This is a genomic window from Luteococcus sp. H91, from assembly GCF_038433135.1.
Lineage (GTDB): Bacteria > Actinomycetota > Actinomycetes > Propionibacteriales > Propionibacteriaceae > Luteococcus.
The window spans coordinates 18,550-34,827 of the sequence record NZ_JBCDMV010000004.1 but is presented as its reverse complement, the minus strand read 5'-3'; the positions used below and the strand labels follow the sequence as shown (position 1 = coordinate 34,827).

Annotated in this window: 19 protein-coding genes and 1 tRNA gene; 15 read left to right on the top strand and 5 right to left on the bottom strand. The window is 68.5% G+C overall.

Translation table 11 applies throughout. The annotated features are described in order from the left end of the window. Positions 1-38: 38 nt before the first annotated feature. Entirely contained in the window at positions 39-530 is a 492-nt protein-coding gene (locus AAEX57_RS03315; RefSeq protein WP_342091176.1) for an RNA polymerase sigma factor, read from the bottom strand. A gap of 256 nt (positions 531-786) precedes the next feature. Here AAEX57_RS03315 and rplS point away from each other — a divergent pair, with 256 nt between their 5' ends. The 8 genes from rplS (at position 787) to AAEX57_RS03275 (ending at position 6,959) form a co-directional block, all read left to right on the top strand. Further along, positions 787-1,134: a 50S ribosomal protein L19 gene (gene rplS / locus AAEX57_RS03310; protein ID WP_342091177.1), complete on the top strand. Its 348-nt coding sequence runs from the start codon at positions 787-789 to the stop codon at positions 1,132-1,134. Between the two features lie 144 nt (positions 1,135-1,278). Beyond that, positions 1,279-2,079 (top strand): signal peptidase I, encoded by an 801-nt coding sequence (gene lepB, locus AAEX57_RS03305; RefSeq protein ID WP_342091178.1) that lies wholly within the window; start codon positions 1,279-1,281, stop codon positions 2,077-2,079. A gap of 3 nt (positions 2,080-2,082) precedes the next feature. Further along, positions 2,083-2,721: a ribonuclease HII gene (locus AAEX57_RS03300; protein ID WP_342091179.1), complete on the top strand. Its 639-nt coding sequence runs from the start codon at positions 2,083-2,085 to the stop codon at positions 2,719-2,721. After that, positions 2,718-3,032 (top strand): DUF2469 domain-containing protein, encoded by a 315-nt coding sequence (locus AAEX57_RS03295; protein ID WP_342091180.1) that lies wholly within the window; start codon positions 2,718-2,720, stop codon positions 3,030-3,032. The genes AAEX57_RS03300 and AAEX57_RS03295 overlap by 4 nt, the downstream gene beginning before the upstream one ends. Positions 3,033-3,141: 109 nt before the next feature. After that, positions 3,142-3,552 (top strand): YraN family protein, encoded by a 411-nt coding sequence (locus AAEX57_RS03290; RefSeq protein WP_342091181.1) that lies wholly within the window; start codon positions 3,142-3,144, stop codon positions 3,550-3,552. After that, a complete protein-coding gene (locus AAEX57_RS03285) occupies positions 3,549-5,075 on the top strand; it encodes a YifB family Mg chelatase-like AAA ATPase (protein ID WP_342091182.1) in 1,527 nt (508 codons plus the stop codon). Before AAEX57_RS03290 ends, AAEX57_RS03285 begins: the two co-directional genes overlap by 4 nt. After that, positions 5,072-6,223 (top strand): DNA-processing protein DprA, encoded by a 1,152-nt coding sequence (gene dprA, locus AAEX57_RS03280; RefSeq protein ID WP_342091183.1) that lies wholly within the window; start codon positions 5,072-5,074, stop codon positions 6,221-6,223. The genes AAEX57_RS03285 and dprA overlap by 4 nt, the downstream gene beginning before the upstream one ends. A 115-nt stretch (positions 6,224-6,338) precedes the next feature. Further along, complete coding sequence (locus AAEX57_RS03275; RefSeq protein ID WP_342091184.1) at positions 6,339-6,959, top strand: hypothetical protein; 621 nt, start codon at positions 6,339-6,341, stop codon at positions 6,957-6,959. 11 nt (positions 6,960-6,970) lie between these two features. Here AAEX57_RS03275 and AAEX57_RS03270 read toward each other — a convergent pair whose 3' ends face one another. From AAEX57_RS03270 to AAEX57_RS03260, 3 genes are all read right to left on the bottom strand, one after another. Beyond that, complete coding sequence (locus tag AAEX57_RS03270; RefSeq protein WP_342091185.1) at positions 6,971-9,376, bottom strand: N-acetylmuramoyl-L-alanine amidase; 2,406 nt, start codon at positions 9,374-9,376, stop codon at positions 6,971-6,973. Positions 9,377-9,657: 281 nt separating this feature from the next. Next, entirely contained in the window at positions 9,658-9,834 is a 177-nt protein-coding gene (locus AAEX57_RS03265) for a hypothetical protein (protein WP_342097747.1), read from the bottom strand. A gap of 93 nt (positions 9,835-9,927) precedes the next feature. Next, positions 9,928-10,015, bottom strand: a tRNA-Leu gene (locus AAEX57_RS03260). Between the two features lie 127 nt (positions 10,016-10,142). Here AAEX57_RS03260 and AAEX57_RS03255 point away from each other — a divergent pair. Further along, the gene (locus tag AAEX57_RS03255) at positions 10,143-10,400 is read left to right on the top strand and encodes a DUF5703 family protein (RefSeq protein WP_446721082.1); all 258 of its coding nucleotides are present in this window, start codon (positions 10,143-10,145) and stop codon (positions 10,398-10,400) included. Between the two features lie 46 nt (positions 10,401-10,446). Here the strand turns inward: AAEX57_RS03255 and AAEX57_RS03250 are convergent, their stop codons facing one another. After that, positions 10,447-11,421 (bottom strand): aldo/keto reductase, encoded by a 975-nt coding sequence (locus tag AAEX57_RS03250; RefSeq protein ID WP_342091187.1) that lies wholly within the window; start codon positions 11,419-11,421, stop codon positions 10,447-10,449. Between the two features lie 56 nt (positions 11,422-11,477). On the opposite strand from AAEX57_RS03250, the gene AAEX57_RS03245 reads away from it, so the two are divergent. The 6 genes from AAEX57_RS03245 (at position 11,478) to hisG (ending at position 16,252) form a co-directional block, all read left to right on the top strand. Further along, on the top strand, positions 11,478-12,191 hold the full coding sequence (locus tag AAEX57_RS03245) for an MSMEG_4193 family putative phosphomutase (RefSeq protein ID WP_342091188.1): 714 nt from the start codon (positions 11,478-11,480) through the stop codon (positions 12,189-12,191). Positions 12,192-12,232: 41 nt separating this feature from the next. After that, a complete protein-coding gene (locus AAEX57_RS03240; protein WP_342091189.1) occupies positions 12,233-12,826 on the top strand; it encodes a DUF3090 family protein in 594 nt (197 codons plus the stop codon). Between the two features lie 11 nt (positions 12,827-12,837). Continuing rightward, the gene (locus AAEX57_RS03235; protein ID WP_342091190.1) at positions 12,838-13,590 is read left to right on the top strand and encodes an SCO1664 family protein; all 753 of its coding nucleotides are present in this window, start codon (positions 12,838-12,840) and stop codon (positions 13,588-13,590) included. A 142-nt stretch (positions 13,591-13,732) separates the two neighbouring features. Continuing rightward, complete coding sequence (mshC, locus tag AAEX57_RS03230) at positions 13,733-14,986, top strand: cysteine--1-D-myo-inosityl 2-amino-2-deoxy-alpha-D-glucopyranoside ligase (protein WP_342091191.1); 1,254 nt, start codon at positions 13,733-13,735, stop codon at positions 14,984-14,986. A gap of 97 nt (positions 14,987-15,083) precedes the next feature. Then, positions 15,084-15,350, top strand: a complete 267-nt coding sequence (locus AAEX57_RS03225; RefSeq protein ID WP_342091192.1) for a phosphoribosyl-ATP diphosphatase — start codon at positions 15,084-15,086, stop codon at positions 15,348-15,350. Between the two features lie 41 nt (positions 15,351-15,391). Then, positions 15,392-16,252, top strand: coding sequence for an ATP phosphoribosyltransferase (gene hisG, locus AAEX57_RS03220; RefSeq protein WP_342091212.1), 861 nt, complete (start codon positions 15,392-15,394; stop codon positions 16,250-16,252). The last annotated feature ends 26 nt before the right edge of the window (positions 16,253-16,278 follow it).

Sequence of the window (16,278 nt, the reverse complement as noted above, 5' to 3'; positions counted from 1 at the left end):
CGTGCGTGGTTGCATGAATCCTGAGAATTCTTTCGGATTCATCCCAGTCGGGTTTCCTCGGGGTCCCCCAGGGCCTTGGCCAGGGCGGCCCGGCCGCGGGAGAGCCGCGCCTTCACCGTACCTGCCGGGGCGCCGATTTCCGCAGCGATGTCATTGACGCCCATGTCACACAGGTGGTGCAGGACGATCACCCGGCGCTGTTCCTCGGGCAGGGTGGCCAGGGCCCGTTCCAGCGCCACCCGGGTGGGGCTGGGTTCCTGGCTGGGGCGCACTTCCACGGCACGATCGGGCTGGCGGAAGGCCCGCCGGGCCTTGCGCCACCGGCTGACCGCCAGCCGATATGCGACGGTGCGTACCCAGGCTTCCGGCGCATCACTCTCATCCAGCTGTTTGCGCCTGTCCCAGGCCCGGACGAAGGCCTCCTGGGTGCAGTCCTGAGCCTCGGCGAGATTGCCACACATGGCGTAGATCTGGTTGACGACGCGAGAGAAGGAAGCCGTGTAGAAGGCGTCAAAGGCGGCTTCGTCCACGTCTCCTCCCCTCTGGTGGTGCGGCTGTCTGTCGGTTGCCCAGTAGACAGGGGCCAGTCTTTCGTGTCAGGGGGTCGCCTGTCTTGGGGCAACACGGCGGGATGCGGATTTCTCGCCGGGAGCCCCGGTGTGGAAGAATGTACAGCTGTTGCTCTACGTCGTCCGGCTCCTGCCACAGGGGGACCGTCCGGAGTCGCGGAGACCTATTCATACATCATCAGCACGGTGACCTGTGGCACTGGCGAGGAAGAGACACATGAGCAAGCTCATCAAGGAGATCGACCAGGCCTCCCTGCGCACCGACATTCCCGACTTCCGTGCGGGCGACTCGGTCAAGGTGCACGTCAAGGTCGTCGAGGGCAACCGGTCCCGAGTGCAGGTCTTTGCCGGCGTCGTGATCGCCCGCAATGCCGGTGGCATCCAGGAGGCCTTCACCGTTCGCAAGGTCAGCTTCGGCACCGGCGTGGAGCGTACCTTCCCGCTGCACTCCCCGATCATCGACAAGATCGAGGTCGAGCGTCGCGGTGACGTCCGTCGCGCCAAGCTGTTCTACCTGCGTGGCCTGCGTGGCAAGGCCGCCAAGATCAAGGAGAAGCGCGCCTGAGCCCAGGCAAAGCGTTTCACCGACCAGGGTCCGCTGCTTCGGCAGCGGGCCCTGGTGTCTTTCCGGGGAGCTCCGCTGATGGGCACTTAGACTGTCCCAAGCAGACGCATGGTGCGTCGTGACACTGTGCGGAAGGTGAGCTCTGTGACGGAACACAACCCTGGCGGGGAAGCCCAGGCGGAGGAGCGCCGCGACGAGGAGCAGGCATCGTCCGAGTCGCGTACCGTCGGCAGCCGGATCCGTGCTGCGCTCACCGAACTGGTGGTGGTTGTCGTCGGAGCCTTGGTGATCGCGGCACTGCTGCGGGCCTTCGTCGGTCAGCTCTTCATCATCCCGTCGGGTTCGATGCAGAACACCCTGGACATCGGGGATCGGGTGGTCGTCTCCAAATTGACCGACTTCAAGCGCGGCGACATCGTGGTCTTCGAGGACCCGGACAACTGGATCGTCGATCGGCCGGCGGAGCGTTCGGCGCTGGGCAAGGTGGGGGAGAAGATCGGCGTCCTTCCCGCGACCAGCACCAATCACCTGGTCAAGCGGGTGATCGGGATGCCCGGCGACACGGTGAAGTGCTGCGCCGCGGATGGTCGGGTCACCGTGAACGGCGCCGCGCTGGACGAGACCTCCTATCTCTTCAGCGACGGGGCCGGCCAGAACGAGCCGTCGGACACTCCCTTCGAGGTGGTGGTTCCACGGGATCGGATCTTCGTGCTGGGTGATCACCGGGCGGAATCCGGCGACTCCCGGATCCACCTGACCGAGGGCACGCCAGCGGGGATGCGCGCCTTTGTGCCGACCAGCGACGTGGTCGGTCCGGTCGTGGCCATTGCCGCACCGGTCAGCCGGTGGAGTGGCTTCAGCACCCCGGACACCTTCGACGCGGTGCCGGCCGGCGCCAATCCGGCGCCGGAGAATCCCACCGTACGGGTGGGTTCCGGGGGCTGATCCGTGACGATCCGTCCTGGCAAGGGGATCTACGGCTACGAACGGGCCCTGGCCCGGGCCGGGTTGACGCCGGTGGCCGGCGCCGATGAGGCCGGGCGCGGTGCCTGCGCCGGTCCGCTGGTGGCAGCCGCGGTGATCCTGGCCGACACCCCGGCCCGTCGGATCACCGGGCTGGCCGATTCGAAACTGCTCACTGCCCGGGCGCGCGAAAGGGTCTACGACGAGGTGATGGCCAAGGCCGTCAGCGTTGCCTGGGTGCGGGTCGAGGCCGACGAATGCGACGCGCTCGGGATGCATGAGGCCGACATCCAGGGCCTGCGCCGGGCCTTGTTGCGGCTGTCCGAGCCGGCCAGCTATGTGCTGACCGATGGCTTCCCGGTGGACGGGCTCGGGGTTCCCGGGCTGGCCGTGTGGAAGGGCGACCGGGTGGCTGCCTGTGTCGCGGCCGCCTCCGTCGTGGCCAAGGTGACCCGGGACCGGATCATGACCGACTATGCCCAGGAGCATCCCGACTACGCCTTCGAGGTGCACAAGGGCTATTCCACCAAGCTGCACCAGCAGCGGCTGGACGAGTTCGGGCCGTGTGCGATCCATCGGTTCAGCTATGCCAACGTCGCGCGCGCTAGAGTTGTCGCACCATGAGCGCCGAAGACCTAGAGCAGTACGAGAGCAAGCTGGAACTCGACCTGTACCGCGAGTACAAGGACGTGGTCGGGATCTTCACCTATGCGGTGGAGACGGAGCGGCGCTTCTACCTGTGCAATGCGGTTGACCTGAAGGTCCGCACCGAGGGTGGCGACGTCTACTACGAGGTGAGCATGGGCGACGCGTGGGTGTGGGACATGTACCGCCCCGCCCGCTTCGTGAAGTCAGCCAAGGTTCTCACCTTCCGCGACGTGTCGATCGAGGAGATCGCCCACTCCGACCTGCAGGTTCCCGACGACCAGGACTGAGCCCACACGGGCCGACGCCGGTCGAGAGTTATCCACAGGGCGGCCGGGGCCGGCTGAACCTGTGGATGGCTGACACGCCTTGCACACACTGTGTGCGGAGGTGGTTGGAATGGACGAGCGCACACCGACGCGCAGTCATGACCAAGAGGTGGGCCGACTGGGGGAGGACCTTGCCGACGCGCATCTGCGGGGGCTCGGTTGGGAGATCGTGGAGCGCAACTGGCGCTGCAGCGACGGGGAGCTGGACATCATTGCCCGCGAATCCCTGCCAGGGGACAGGACCGCCCTGGTCTTCGTCGAGGTCAAGTACCGATCCGGGCTCGGTTTCGGGGATCCCCTGGAGGCGATCACCCGGGCCAAGGTGAGGAAACTCGAGCAGCTGGCGCTGCTCTGGTTGCGGGAGCGACAGGACGCCGGGCTGGAGACCTGGGCGGACCAGATTCGCGTCGACGCGGTGGGGGTGCTCCGCCAGCCCGGCGACGTGCACCGGATCACCCATGTGCGGGGGATCACCCGATGAGCGCCGCAGCTGCCTGGTCGGTGGCACTGCTGGGCATGGAGGGCACCATGGTGGAGGTGGAGGCCGCCATCGGCAATGGCCTGCCAAAGACGGTGCTGGTGGGCCTGCCGGACACGGCGCTGTACGAGGCGCGGGACCGCTGCCATGCCGCGGTGCACAGCGTCGGGATCGCCTGGCCGAGCCAACTGGTCACCATCAACCTGTCACCGGCCACCCTGCCCAAGGGCGGCAGCCACTACGACCTGAGCATCGTCACCGCCGTGCTGGCCGCGGCGGAGATGGTGCCCCGGCAACGAGCCGGTCGGACCGTGCTGATGGGGGAACTCGGGCTCGACGGGCGGGTACGCCCGGTCCGGGGCATCCTGCCCGGCCTCTTGGCGGCGCAGGAGGCGGGTTTCGAAACCGCAGTCGTCCCCGCCAGTCAGGTGGGAGAGGCCGGCCTGGCCGATGGCCTGACGGTCTGGGGAGTCCGAACCCTGAATGACCTGGTGGACGTGCTCCATGGACGGCCGGTGATGCTGCCGGAGCTGACCGAGGCGAGCCCGCCACAGCCGGCGCACCAGCTGGATCTGGCGGATGTGGTCGGGCAGGAGGACGCCAAGTACGCCCTGGAGGTCGCTGCGGCGGGGCGGCACCATCTGTTCCTGGCCGGGCCGCCGGGTGTCGGCAAGACGATGCTGGCCGAACGGATGCCGGGCCTACTGCCGCCGTTGACCCGGGCCGAGTCACTGGAGGTCTCGGCGATCCACTCATTGGCCGGGCACGACTTGAACCATGGCCTGGTCAGTCGGCCGCCCTTTGCCGATCCGCACCACAGTGCGTCCCTGGCGTCACTGATCGGATCGGGAGCAAGGGTGGCCCGGCCCGGGGCGGTATCCCTGGCCCACCGTGGTGTGATGTTCCTGGACGAAGCACCCCAGTTCGGCGCGGCCAAGCTGGATGCCCTGCGCACCCCGCTGGAGTCCGGGTGGGCCACCATCAGCCGCGCCCAGATCCAGACCCGCTTCCCGGCACGTTTCCAATTGGTACTGGCCGCCAACCCCTGCCCGTGTGGCAACCACGGCACGGTGGGGGCGGTGTGCACCTGTTCCCCGATGCAGGTCCGACGCTATACCGAGCGGTTGAGCGGACCGGTGCTGGACCGGATCGACCTGACCGAGCATCTGGTTCCGGTACGCAAGGCCTATCTGAAGGCGGCGGTGGGGCAGCGAACCGCCAGCGCCGAGGTCGCGGAGCGGGTGGCGGTGGCCCGGGAGCGGCAGGCCCATCGACTGCGGGGCACCCCGTGGCTGACCAATGGCGAGGTGCCGGGTGCCTTCCTGCGGGGCAATCTGCCCAGTGCCCAGGGCGTTGACCTGCTGGACCAAGCCCTGGTGACCGGCCTGCTCAGCTCCAGGGGTGCGGACAAGGTGATGCGGGTGGCCTGGACGATTGCGGATCTGGAGGGGCACGGCAACGTCCAGCGCGACGACATGCATGTGGCGTTGCAGATGCGCCGAGGACGGGCAGGAGAGGCGGCATGAGCACCCAGTGGAGCGACGAGCGGTTGGCTCGGGCGGGGTTGACGATGGCCTGTGAGGCCGGATCGGCCACCCTGGCCGGCAAGGTGCTGGAGCACGGCGCCCAACAGGTCTGGCAGACCTTGCGAAACAGCTCCGCCGAGGGCAGGTGGGCGGCGCGGGCCAAGGGGCTGGAACTGGCCGAGCTGGTGGGCACCGCCGAACGACGCGGGGTTCGTTTCGTGATTCCCGGTGATCCGGAATGGCCGGAGTCACTCGACGTGCTGCAGCACACCGATCTCAAGGGCCTGGGTGGACTGCCACTGGGGCTCTGGTTGCGGGGGCCGGGCCATCTGGCCCGGTGGAGTGAGCGCGCCGTGGCCATCGTCGGCTCCCGGGCCAGCACCCAGTATGGCGACCACGTGGCCACCGATCTGGCGATGGGACTGGCCGAATCGGGCCAGAAGCACGAACCGTGGACCGTCGTCTCTGGCGGCGCCTATGGGATTGATGGCAGCGCCCACCGAGGGGCGATCGCGGCCGGCGGGCGTACCATCGCCGTCCTGGCCTGCGGTCTGGACGATCCCTATCCCCGGGGCAACCAGGTGATCTTCGACGCGATCCGCAACGATCATCTGCTGGTCAGCGAGCTGCCCTGCGGTCTGCATCCCACCCGGGTGGCCTTTCTGGCGCGCAACCGGCTGATCGCGGCCCTGACCAGCGGGAGCATTGTCGTCGAGGCGGCGGCCCGTTCGGGGGCCAACAACACTGCCTCGTGGGCCAATGCCTGCGGGCGGGTGGTGATGGCCGTCCCGGGATCGGTGCGATCCGCGATGAGCATCACGCCGCACCGGCTGATCCGGGACCGGCAAGCGACGCTGGTGACTGACGTGGCGGATGTCCTGGCCCTGGTGGAGCCGCTGGTCAGCGCACCGACCCTGCCCTTCGGCGGCGAGGATCGTCCGCTGGATCGGCTACCGGCGGAGCTCATGGAGGTGCGGGAAGCCCTGCCTGCTCGCGGCGGCATGACGGCCGGGGAGGTCGCCCGCCGGACCGGTTTGGGGATGGCAGCGGTGCTCTCCCGGCTCTCCCGGTTGGAGGAGTCACATCTGGCCCGGCGGGATGAGCTGGGTCGTTGGCGGATCGACGCCCCGCGCAAGGCTGTGGCCTGATGATGGGAGCACCGTGCTGCGGGTGTTGTGGCTCGCGGGTTGGGGAAGGGTCCGTAGGCTGGGCCTGCCCGGCGCTCTCACCCCGGGAAACATAGTCACTCGGCCAGGAGGAATCATGCAGGTCTACGCACGTCCCGGTTGGCGGATGGCTCGGCAGCTGACCGCAGACCTGTTTGTCCTGGGCTGGGTGATCGGTTGCGCCCTGGCAGCCCGGCTGCTGGGGCGGGCAGTGGAGCAATTGGCGGTGCCCGCCCGGCAGACCGGCGACGCCGCTCGCTCCATGTCGGAACAGATGCGCGCCGCCGAGCAGCAGGTCGGATCACTACCCGGGATCGGCGGGGTACTCGGCGATCCCTTCGCCTCGATGGCGGGCGGCCTGCAGCAGATCGGCGAACAGACCACCGCCCAGGTGGCGCAGGTGCATCACCTGGCGCAGGTAACCACCTGGACGGTCTTCCTGGTGCCGAGCCTGACCGTCCTGGCCTTCTGGCTGCCGCGACGGATCCGCTTCGTCCGACAGGCCGCGGCGGCCCGCAGCTTCATCGATGCCGATGCCGACCTGGATCTGTTTGCCCTGCGGGCGATGGCCAATGTGCCGATGGACCAGCTGGCGCGGATCACGCCGGACCCGGTGGGGGAGTGGCGTCGTGGCAATGCCGAGGTCGTGCGCAAGATGGCGGCGCTGGAACTGGAACGCACCGGCCTGGCAATGCCGAAGCCGGTGCGCAACCAGTAGTCGTCCGCAGATCAGGCAAGGATTCCCAGCTGCGTCACCTGTGGCACCATGGCAACGGCCTCGGTCCAACGGCCTTGACGGTTGATGTAGTTGTACAGCGGGCCACTGGAGCGGTGGGCCACCAGGTCCCACCGGCCGTCCGCATTGATGTCGCCGATCGAGTAGACCCGGGTGAATCCGGTCCACCCGGTGCCCACCTTCCGGCTGCCACCCAAGGTGCCGCTGGAGCTGCCGAAGTAGTCGAGCAGCAGCCCGTCCTTGGTGACGGCCAGGATGTCGGTCACGCCGGCGCCCCGGAAGTCACCGACGCTGGTCATGTGGACGATGCCGCCCCAGTTCTTGCCGATCTGCTTGGTCCGGATCACGGACAGCTTGCTGCCGAGGTTGTACTGCATCATTCGCTGATCGGCCGAGATGCCGACGATCTCCGGCAGCTTGTCGCCATTCATGTCCGGCACCACGTTCAGCTGACGCATCCCATTCCAGCGCTGGCCGATCCGGTGTCCATTGGTGTAGCGGCCCTTGCCCCGCCCATCCCAGGCCCACAGGGTCCCGTCCTGGCGGCGCGCCACCAGCTCGCTGAAGCCATCACCGTTGACGTCGGGGAGCTGGCTGACCCAGGTGAAGGGGCCGCCGGAGACGGTGCTTCCGCTCTGGCTGGTGCCGGAGGTGCGATCGCTCTGGGTGGGGTACCAGGTGATGGTGCCGTCGCCGTCGATGCTCAACACGTCGGCGCGGCCGTCACCGTTCAAGTCCCCCTGCTTCCCGCTGCCGGAAGCCCCGGTGCGGGTCATGCTGATGGAGCCATTGGCGTAGCGCAGCACGCCGTTCTGGAAGCTCTGCTGCCAGACCGACGAGCTGGTGGTGCTGGGGCTGTGGGCATTGCCCGTCGGATAGCCCAGGGCGGAGAACTCGCGGGGATGGGACTTCAGCCAGGCGTCGATGGCGCCAGTGGTGATGTACGCGCCGGCCGAGCTGGTGTAGATGCTGCCCTTCTGGAAGCGGACATAGCTGCGGGCGCCGTCGTCCACCATCACCGTCTTGGAGGTGGGCCAGCCCAGCTTCTCGAAGGAGCCAGCGGCACGGTAGCGCGCGTCGGCGGAACGGCTGATCCAGTAGGTGGCGCCCGACGGGGTCTGGTAGATCCCACCCTTGGTGAAGGTGGTGGTGCGGCCGCCATTCCAGGGGCGTTCCATGATGTGCGGAGCCCCCGCGGCGTCCTCGCCACCCTCGGCGATCCAGGTGCGGTAGATCGGGCTCTTCCAGTCGCCCATCTTGGCGGTCACCTGCCGACGCAGGGTCGGCATGTAGGCGGTGATGTAGGTGCCGGGGCAGTCGGTGCTCATCACGTCGCCGTGCCGGGCGATCCGGTTGATCCGCTTGCCGGCCAGCGTCAGGGTGCTGTTCGGGTCGCGGTAATTGGCGGCCAGCTTCCAGGCCAGCACATCGGCCACGGAGTTCATCGCGGACGACGACGGAGCGACCTTCATCGAGCTCATCATCACGCTGACACCCACGGTGTCGGTATTCCAGTTCGTGGCGTGGGCGCCGTGCACCGGCAGCTCCATGCCGCCGTGTCGGCCCTCATAGATCGTGCCGTACTTGTCCACCAGGAAGTTGTAGCCAACATCGCACCAGCCGCGGTCCTTGACGTGGTACGCGTAGATGCCGCGCAGGATGGAGGCAGACTGGGCGGGGGTGTAGTTGTTGGTGCCCTCGGTGTGGTGCACGATCGCGGCCTTGATGGTGGTGTCAATCGTGGCGTTCACGCACCCGGAGCCGTTGTAGCGCAGCAGGCTCTCGTTGGCACCCCAGCCCGCGCGGGACACGATGGCGGGACGGGCCGGTGTGCCGGGGGAGTTCTCGGCCTGGGCGCGCACCTTGCGCTGGGCCAACTGGTCGTCACCGGCCTGGACGCGGGAGTCGATCAGCGAGACCTTCACCTTGCTGATGCTGGCGGGGGCGATGCTGCTGGTCAGCACCCGCACCTCGACGGCGGTGGACTCGCCGAAGAATCCGGCGCTGGTGCCCTGTCGGCTCTGGGGGCTGCGGGCATCCACCTCCTGCTCGGCATTGAGCGTCTGCCATTGCTGCCATCCCTTGGCGGTCCGAGCCCGTACCTGGACGGTCGCCTCACCCTGCAACGAGGCCCAGGTGACCCCGGCCATGGTGAAGTTGCCGCTGGTGCTGGGGAGCTGCGCGATGACCCGCTGGATCGTGCCGCCGACGGTGACGGTGGCGTTGGCGGCCGGAACGTCCACCTGCTTGGTGGAGGGAGTCGCTGGGGCCGGCTGCGGTGCAGCCGGCAGGTCCTGCCGTGGGGCCGGGGCGGCGGCGGCCGGCGTGGCGAGCAGCGAACCCAGCAGGGCTGCGGTGCTGAGACCGGCGAGGAGTTGGGGGTGACGGGGGCTTCGCAAGGCAATCTCCAAATGTCAGTGCTGATTTGAACGGTGTCCCCATGGCGGCCCCCCGGCCCGTCATGACGGGTTGAGCAGGGCCAGTAAACCCCACCGCGTGATCCACCGGCCAACCGTGAGACGCCGCCCTGAGTAGAAGCCACGTGGTTTTCAGCTGAAGTTAAGCTGTCCTTCGAACGGCAGACACACAAGGCGTCCGAAAAGCCCTCACAACTGCCGGGTGGTTCCCCGGCCTGGGGCAAGCCATGACCTCCCTTGGCGGAGTGCGGGCCCGGCGAGGATCACTCTGCCAGGGCCCAGCCGGCAGCATGCAGCCGCAGATCCTGCGCCGCATCCAGGGCGGTGGTGGTGAAAGTGAGCTTCACCGTCCTGCGCTGGCCGTGGATCGAGGCCCAATCGTCCACCGCGGTAGATCGCCCGAAAGCGGGGCCGGACAACACCTGGACAATGGACAACACCTGACCGGGCGTCCTTCGGGCCCTCGATTCCCGCAACAGCACGAAACCCCTGACCAGACCGGCATTGCTGCTGATCCGTTCAGGGGTTCTACGTGGTGTCCGGAAGAGGACTTGAACCTCCACGCCCTTAGTCGGGCACTAGCACCTCAAGCTAGCGCGTCTACCATTCCGCCACCCGGACAGGGTGATCACCGGGGTCACCGGCAACAGCAGGAAACGATAGCAGTTCAGACGGCGTGCGCGCACATCGTCCCGCCACGCCTTTCCCGGCGTGGCATCATGGCGGCACGCACCATCTGGGAGGCTTGATGGGGATCGAGGACCGAATCGGCTACATCGCCGCTCGTCAGGTACGCGTCGAGGAAGACGAGGGCAGGACCTTTGAGGTGCTGTCCATCAAGCTGCCGCACACCGTCACCCGCAACCAGATCCGCAAACTGCTCACCGAGGAGGCGGAATACGGCCACTGGGAGCTGCAGCGGCTGCGCCGCTACCGGGATGGTTCCACCGAGGCCTGGCTGCGCCGCAAGGTGATCAAGGTGCGCTCCACCCTCACCATGGCCTGAACCGTGGCCCCGGCTCGAACCGATCCCCGGACCAGGTGGTGTCGGTTCAGGGGATGGGCGCGGCCCGCAGCTGGTTGGGTCCGCCGGTGACATCGTCCAGGGCCGCGACGATCGGCTCTGGCAGCAGTTGATCCTCCAGCGCCAGATAGGGCGCCAACTGATCCACATTCCGCGCTCCCAACAGGGGCGCCGTCACCACGGGCGCATCGCGCACCCAGAGCAGCGCCACCTGTTCCGGCGTCAGGTCCAGGCCCTCGGCCGCCTTGGCGACGGCGTCGGTGATGGCGCGGGACTTGGCCTCCAGATAGGGCTGAACGAACCAGCCGAAGTGGTCGCTGGCGCCGCGCGAGTGCCGCGGGGTGCCGCCCCGGTACTTGCCGGTCAGCACTCCTCGGCCGATCGGCGACCACGGGAAGAGCCCCATCTGGTGGGCGCGTAGCGCGGGCAGCACCTCCAGCTCCGCCCGCCGTGCCAGCAGGGAGTACTCCACCTGACCGCTGGCCAGCGGGGTGCGGCCCGGTACCGCCTGCTGCCAGGTGGCGGCCCTGGCGGTCTGCCAGCCGATGTAGTTGCAGATGCCCACATAGCGGGTCATGCCGGCGCTCACCGCGTGGTCGAGCGCTGCCAGGGTCTCCTCCAGCGGGGCATCGCCCCAAGCATGCACCTGCCACAGGTCGACGTGATCGGTGTGCAGCCGGCGCAGTGAGGCGGCCAGATCGTCCAGCAGGGCACCGCGGGAGACGTCGACGCTGCGCTTGCCGTTGTGGACGCCGAAACCGCCCTTGGTGGCAATCACCAGATCCTCCCGACGCACGTCGGTGTGGATCAGTTTGCCGATGATCTTCTCCGCGACGCCGTGACCATAGGCCGGTGCGGTGTCCACCAGATTGCCACCGGCCTCGACGAAGGAGCGCAGCAGGGCGCGGGCATCGCCGGTGGGGGTGTCGCCGCCCCAGGTCATCGTGCCGAGTCCCAGCCGGGACACCACCAGGCCAGTTCGGCCAACGCGTCGGGTCTGCATGCCCTCGACCCTATCCAAGCGAACCTCGTGGGTGGGTTGCGCATAGGCTCGGCGGCATGACCCTGCTCCTGCTGGTGCGCCACGGCCGCAGCACCGCCAACACCGCTGGCATCCTTGCCGGCCGCACGCCCGGCGTGACCCTGGACGATCATGGCGAATCCCAGGCGATGGGCGTGGGGGAGCGGTTGCGCGGGGTGGCGCTGGATGCCGCCGTGCATTCGCCGCTGTACCGGTGCAGACAGACCCTGGAGTTGGCCCTGGCCAGCGCGGGCCTGGCCACGCCGGTCACCGAGGATGCCCGATTCACTGAGTGTGACTACGGGGAATGGACCGGTCGGGGGTTGAGTGAGCTGAACAGCGAGGCGTTGTGGGCACAGGTGCAAGCCACCCCTTCGCAGGTGGTCTTCCCCGACGGTGAGTCGATGGCGGGCATGGCCGAGCGGATGGTGACCGGTGTCGCGGACTGGAACCGGCGACTGGCGGAGGCCTGCCCCGGGAAGGAGCCCGTCTGGCTGCTGGCCAGTCACGGCGATCCGATCAAGGCGGTGCTCTCCGACGCCCTGGGTCAGCGGCTGGACGACTTCCAGCGGATCGTGGTGGATCCGGCGTCGGTGAGCATCATCCGCTACCCGACGCCGGACCAGGCCGCGCAGGGGCAACGGCCCATGGTGCTGGCGATGAACACCACCGCCGGCCAGCTCAACCAGCGGCTGCCGAGCAGCCCGGCTGGGCCCGAGCTGGGCGGCGGGCTGGGCAGCCAGCAGGGCTGAGCACTCCTCGGCCCTTGTGCGGCTCCCCCTACAGTGGAGTCATGCCGCGCATCACGCATCGTTTCGAGTTCCCTGACCGCTTCGTGGCGGGGACGGTGGGCGAACCCGGTCAACGCACCTTCTTCGTGCAGGCCAGGGAGGAGAGTCGACTGGTCAGCGTGCGCTGCGAGAAAGAACAGGTGGAGGTGTTGGCCGACCATCTGGAACGGATCCTCGACGAGCTGGCCAAGCTGACCGAGGGCAGCGCCCAGATCCCGCCGCAGCGCGTCGCGGCCAAGGACCTGGACCCGCTGGATGCCCCGCTGGAGGAGGACTTCCGGGCCGGCACCATGACCATTGCCTGGGATGGCACCCTGGATGCGGTGCAGGTGGAGCTGTTCAGCGTCACCGACGGTGAGGATCTGGACATTCCCGAGGAGGCAGGGCAGTACTTCGACGAACTCGCCCAGGTAGCTGGTGCGGCTGAATGCCTCAGCGTCACGATCTCCGCCGACCAGGCGCGGGACTTCGCCGCCCGGGCCCGCGCGCTGGTGCAGGCAGGGCGTCCGGCCTGTCCCTTCTGCAGCCAGCCGATCAACCCGGAAGGCCACATCTGCCCGCGCGCCAACGGCTACCGTCGCCCCCTGTTCCTGTGACAGAGCCGCCCGTGACCGAGCCGCCCAGGATCGACGCCACCGGGATGAAGCTGCTTGGCCGGCTGGTGGAGGCGTCCAATGCCACCTTCCTGGCCGAGCTGCACGGCAGCCACGTGGTCTACAAGCCCGTGGCAGGTGAGGCGCCGCTGTGGGACTTTCCGCCGAAAACCCTGGGCCGACGCGAACTGGCCGCGCATCGGCTGAGTCGTGCGGCCGGCTTCGACGTGGTGCCACCCACCCGCTGGATCGAGGACGGTCCGCTGGGGCCCGGTTCCGTGCAGGACTGGGTGGAGACCGACGGCGATGACCTGGCGGAGCTGGTGGCCTTGGACGAGGTACCCGACGGTTGGTTCGGAATCGTCGTCGGGCTGGACGCCGATGACCAAGAGGTGGCCTTGGTGCACGCCGACCATCCCGGCCTGCGGCGGCTCGCACTCTTCGACGTCGTCGCCAACAATGCCGATCGCAAGGCCGGCCACATCCTGCGGGTCGGGGATCGGGTGCTGGGCTGCGACCACGGGGTCAGCTTCCATGCCGAAGCGAAACTGCGCACCATCCTGTGGGGCTGGTCCGGTGAGCCGCTCACGGACGAGGAGACCGTCCTGCTGGACCGCACCGCACAGGTGGCCGATCGGGCGCTGACCGGCTGGCTCGACCCCGAGGAGATCCGGGCCTGCGAACAGCGCGCCCTGGACCTGCTGGCCGCCGGCCGCTTCCCCGAGCCTGGGGATGCCTGGCCGGTCATCCCCTGGCCGCCGATCTGAGTGCTGTGGACCTGGGTGGTGCGGACCTGAGTGGTGCGGCCCTGACGGTGCCGATCTGGACGCTTCCACTGCGTTGGGTTCGTCCGGGATCGGCGATGGGCGTCTAACCACCGATCTTGCCGGTGCCGCTACCTTGTAGACCATGAAGGCATGGCCAGCACCCCAGATTCCGCAGCTCGACGTCGCCACCCCCTCCGCCCCCCAGCGGCTGCAGGTGCACGACACCGCCCGTTCCAGGCTGGTGAAGGCTGGCCCGGCCAGCGGTACCGCCCGTCTCTACGTCTGCGGCATCACTCCCTATGACGCCACCCACCTGGGCCACGCCAATACCTATGTCACCTTCGACCTGCTGAACCGCGTCTGGCGTGACCTCGGGCTCACGGTGCGCTATGCACAAAATGTCACCGACGTGGATGACCCGCTGCTGGAGCGCGCCCAGGCCACCGGTCAGGACTGGACCGAGCTGGCCGAGGACCAGACCCAGCTCTTCCGCACGGACATGGAGGCGCTGCGGGTGATCCCGCCCGACGACTACATCGGCGCCGTCGAGTCCATCCCGGAGGTGGTCAGCCTGCTGGAGGCGATGAAGCCCACCGGCACCATCTACCAGGTGGACGATCCGGAGCACCCGGACTGGTACTTCAGCTGCAATCTGGCGCCCGGCTTCGGCCAGGTGGGTCGGCTCAGCGAGGACGAGATGATCGCCAAGTTCACCGAGATGGGTGGCGATCCGCAGCGTCCCGGCAAGAAGCACCCGCTGGACTGTCTGGTCTGGCGGATGGAACGTCCCGGCGAACCCGCGTGGGAGTCCTCCCTGGGTCGCGGGCGCCCCGGCTGGCACATCGAGTGCACCGCGATCGCGCTGCAGTACCTGGGCCCGCACTTCGACGTGCAGGGCGGCGGCTCCGACCTGGCCTTCCCGCACCACGAGATGTGCGCCGCGGAGGGCACGGTGGCCACCGAGCAGGCCTTCGCCGAGGTCTACCTGCACTCCGGCATGGTGGCGCTGGACGGCGAGAAGATGAGCAAGTCCAAGGGCAACCTGGAGCTGGTCAGCCGGCTGCGCGGCCAGGGGCACGATCCGATGGCCATCCGGCTGGCCCTGCTGGGTCACCACTACCGCAGCAACTGGGAGTGGACCGCCGATGACCTGGCTGCCGCCGAGCGACGGCTGGCCGCCTGGCGCGAGGCCGCGGCCCTGCCCACCGCCGCCCCGGCCACCCCGGTGATCGAGGCCGCCCGCGCCGCGCTGCGGACGGATCTGGACGCCCCCGCTGCGCTTTCCGAGATCGACGCCTGGGCGCAGGCCAGCCTCGCCGGTGAGGGGCAGGACGATGCCGCGTCGGCGCAGCTGGCGGACTTCGTCGACGCCGTGCTGGGCATCCGACTGCACTGAGTCGCCCCGCCCCAATCGTTCAGGGTGCCGCGGGGAGCGATGGCCGGGGCGTGAACACGGTGCCGGCCACCCCCGCGCACCCGGATAGGGTGTGGGCGTGAGCAAGACATTCGAAGAACTCTTCACCCAGCTGACCGAGACCGCGCGCACCCGCCCGGAGGGTTCGGGCACCGTCAAGCGGCTCGATGCCGGCGTGCACGAGATCGGCAAGAAGATCGTGGAGGAGGCCGCCGAAGTGTGGATGGCCTCGGAATACCAGTCGAAGGATGAGGCGGCCGAGGAGATGAGCCAGCTCTTGTACCACGTGCAGGTGATGATGCTCGCCCTGGGGCTGGAGCTCGACGACGTCTACCGCTACCTCTGATTTTTTCCCCGAAGACCGGAATGACCCAAGGAGACATGTCCATGTCGCAGGAGCAGCTGCTCAAGATCGCCGTTCCCAACAAGGGGGCGCTGAGCGAGTCGGCGGCCCAGATGTTGCGCGAGGCTGGCTACCGGCAGCGCAGTGACAGCAAGGAGCTGGTGCTGGTCGACGAGGAGAACCACGTCGAGTTCTACTACCTGCGCCCGCGCGACATCGCGGTCTACGTGGGGGAGGGCACGCTGGACATCGGCGTCACCGGCCGGGACATGCTGCTGGATTCCGGCGCCGATGCCGACGAGGTGATGGCGTTGGGCTTCGGCCGGTCCCGCTTCCGTTTTGCCGCGCCCGCCGGCGGCGAGGCAAGCCTGGAGCAGTTGGCCGGCAAGCGGATCGCCACCAGCTACCCGGGCCTGCTGCGCGGCTACCTGGACGAGCGCGGCATCGATGCCCGGCTGATCAAGCTGGACGGTGCCGTCGAGTCCGCCATCCGGTTGGGCGTCGCCGACGCCATCGCCGACGTCGTCGAGACCGGCACCACCCTGCGCAAGGCGGGGCTGGAGCTCTTCGGCGACGTGATCTGCCACTCCGAGGCCATCCTGATCCAGCGTCGCGGGGAGGTGCCCACCGACCTGCTGGACCTGCTGAAGCGACGCCTCTCCGGCGTCCTGGTGGCCCGCAACTACGTGATGGTGGACTACGACGTCTCCCAGCAGAACCTGGATGCCGCCACCGCCATCACCCCCGGTCTGGAGGGCCCCACCGTCTCCAGCCTCGCCAAACAGGACTGGTTCGCGGTCCGCGCGATGGTTCCGCGCAAGGATGCCCAGAAGATGATGGATGACCTGTGGGCCGCCGGCGCCCGGGCCATCCTGCTGACCGACATCGCCGCCTGCCGGCTGTGACCGGCCAGGCCGACCGGGTGGAGTTC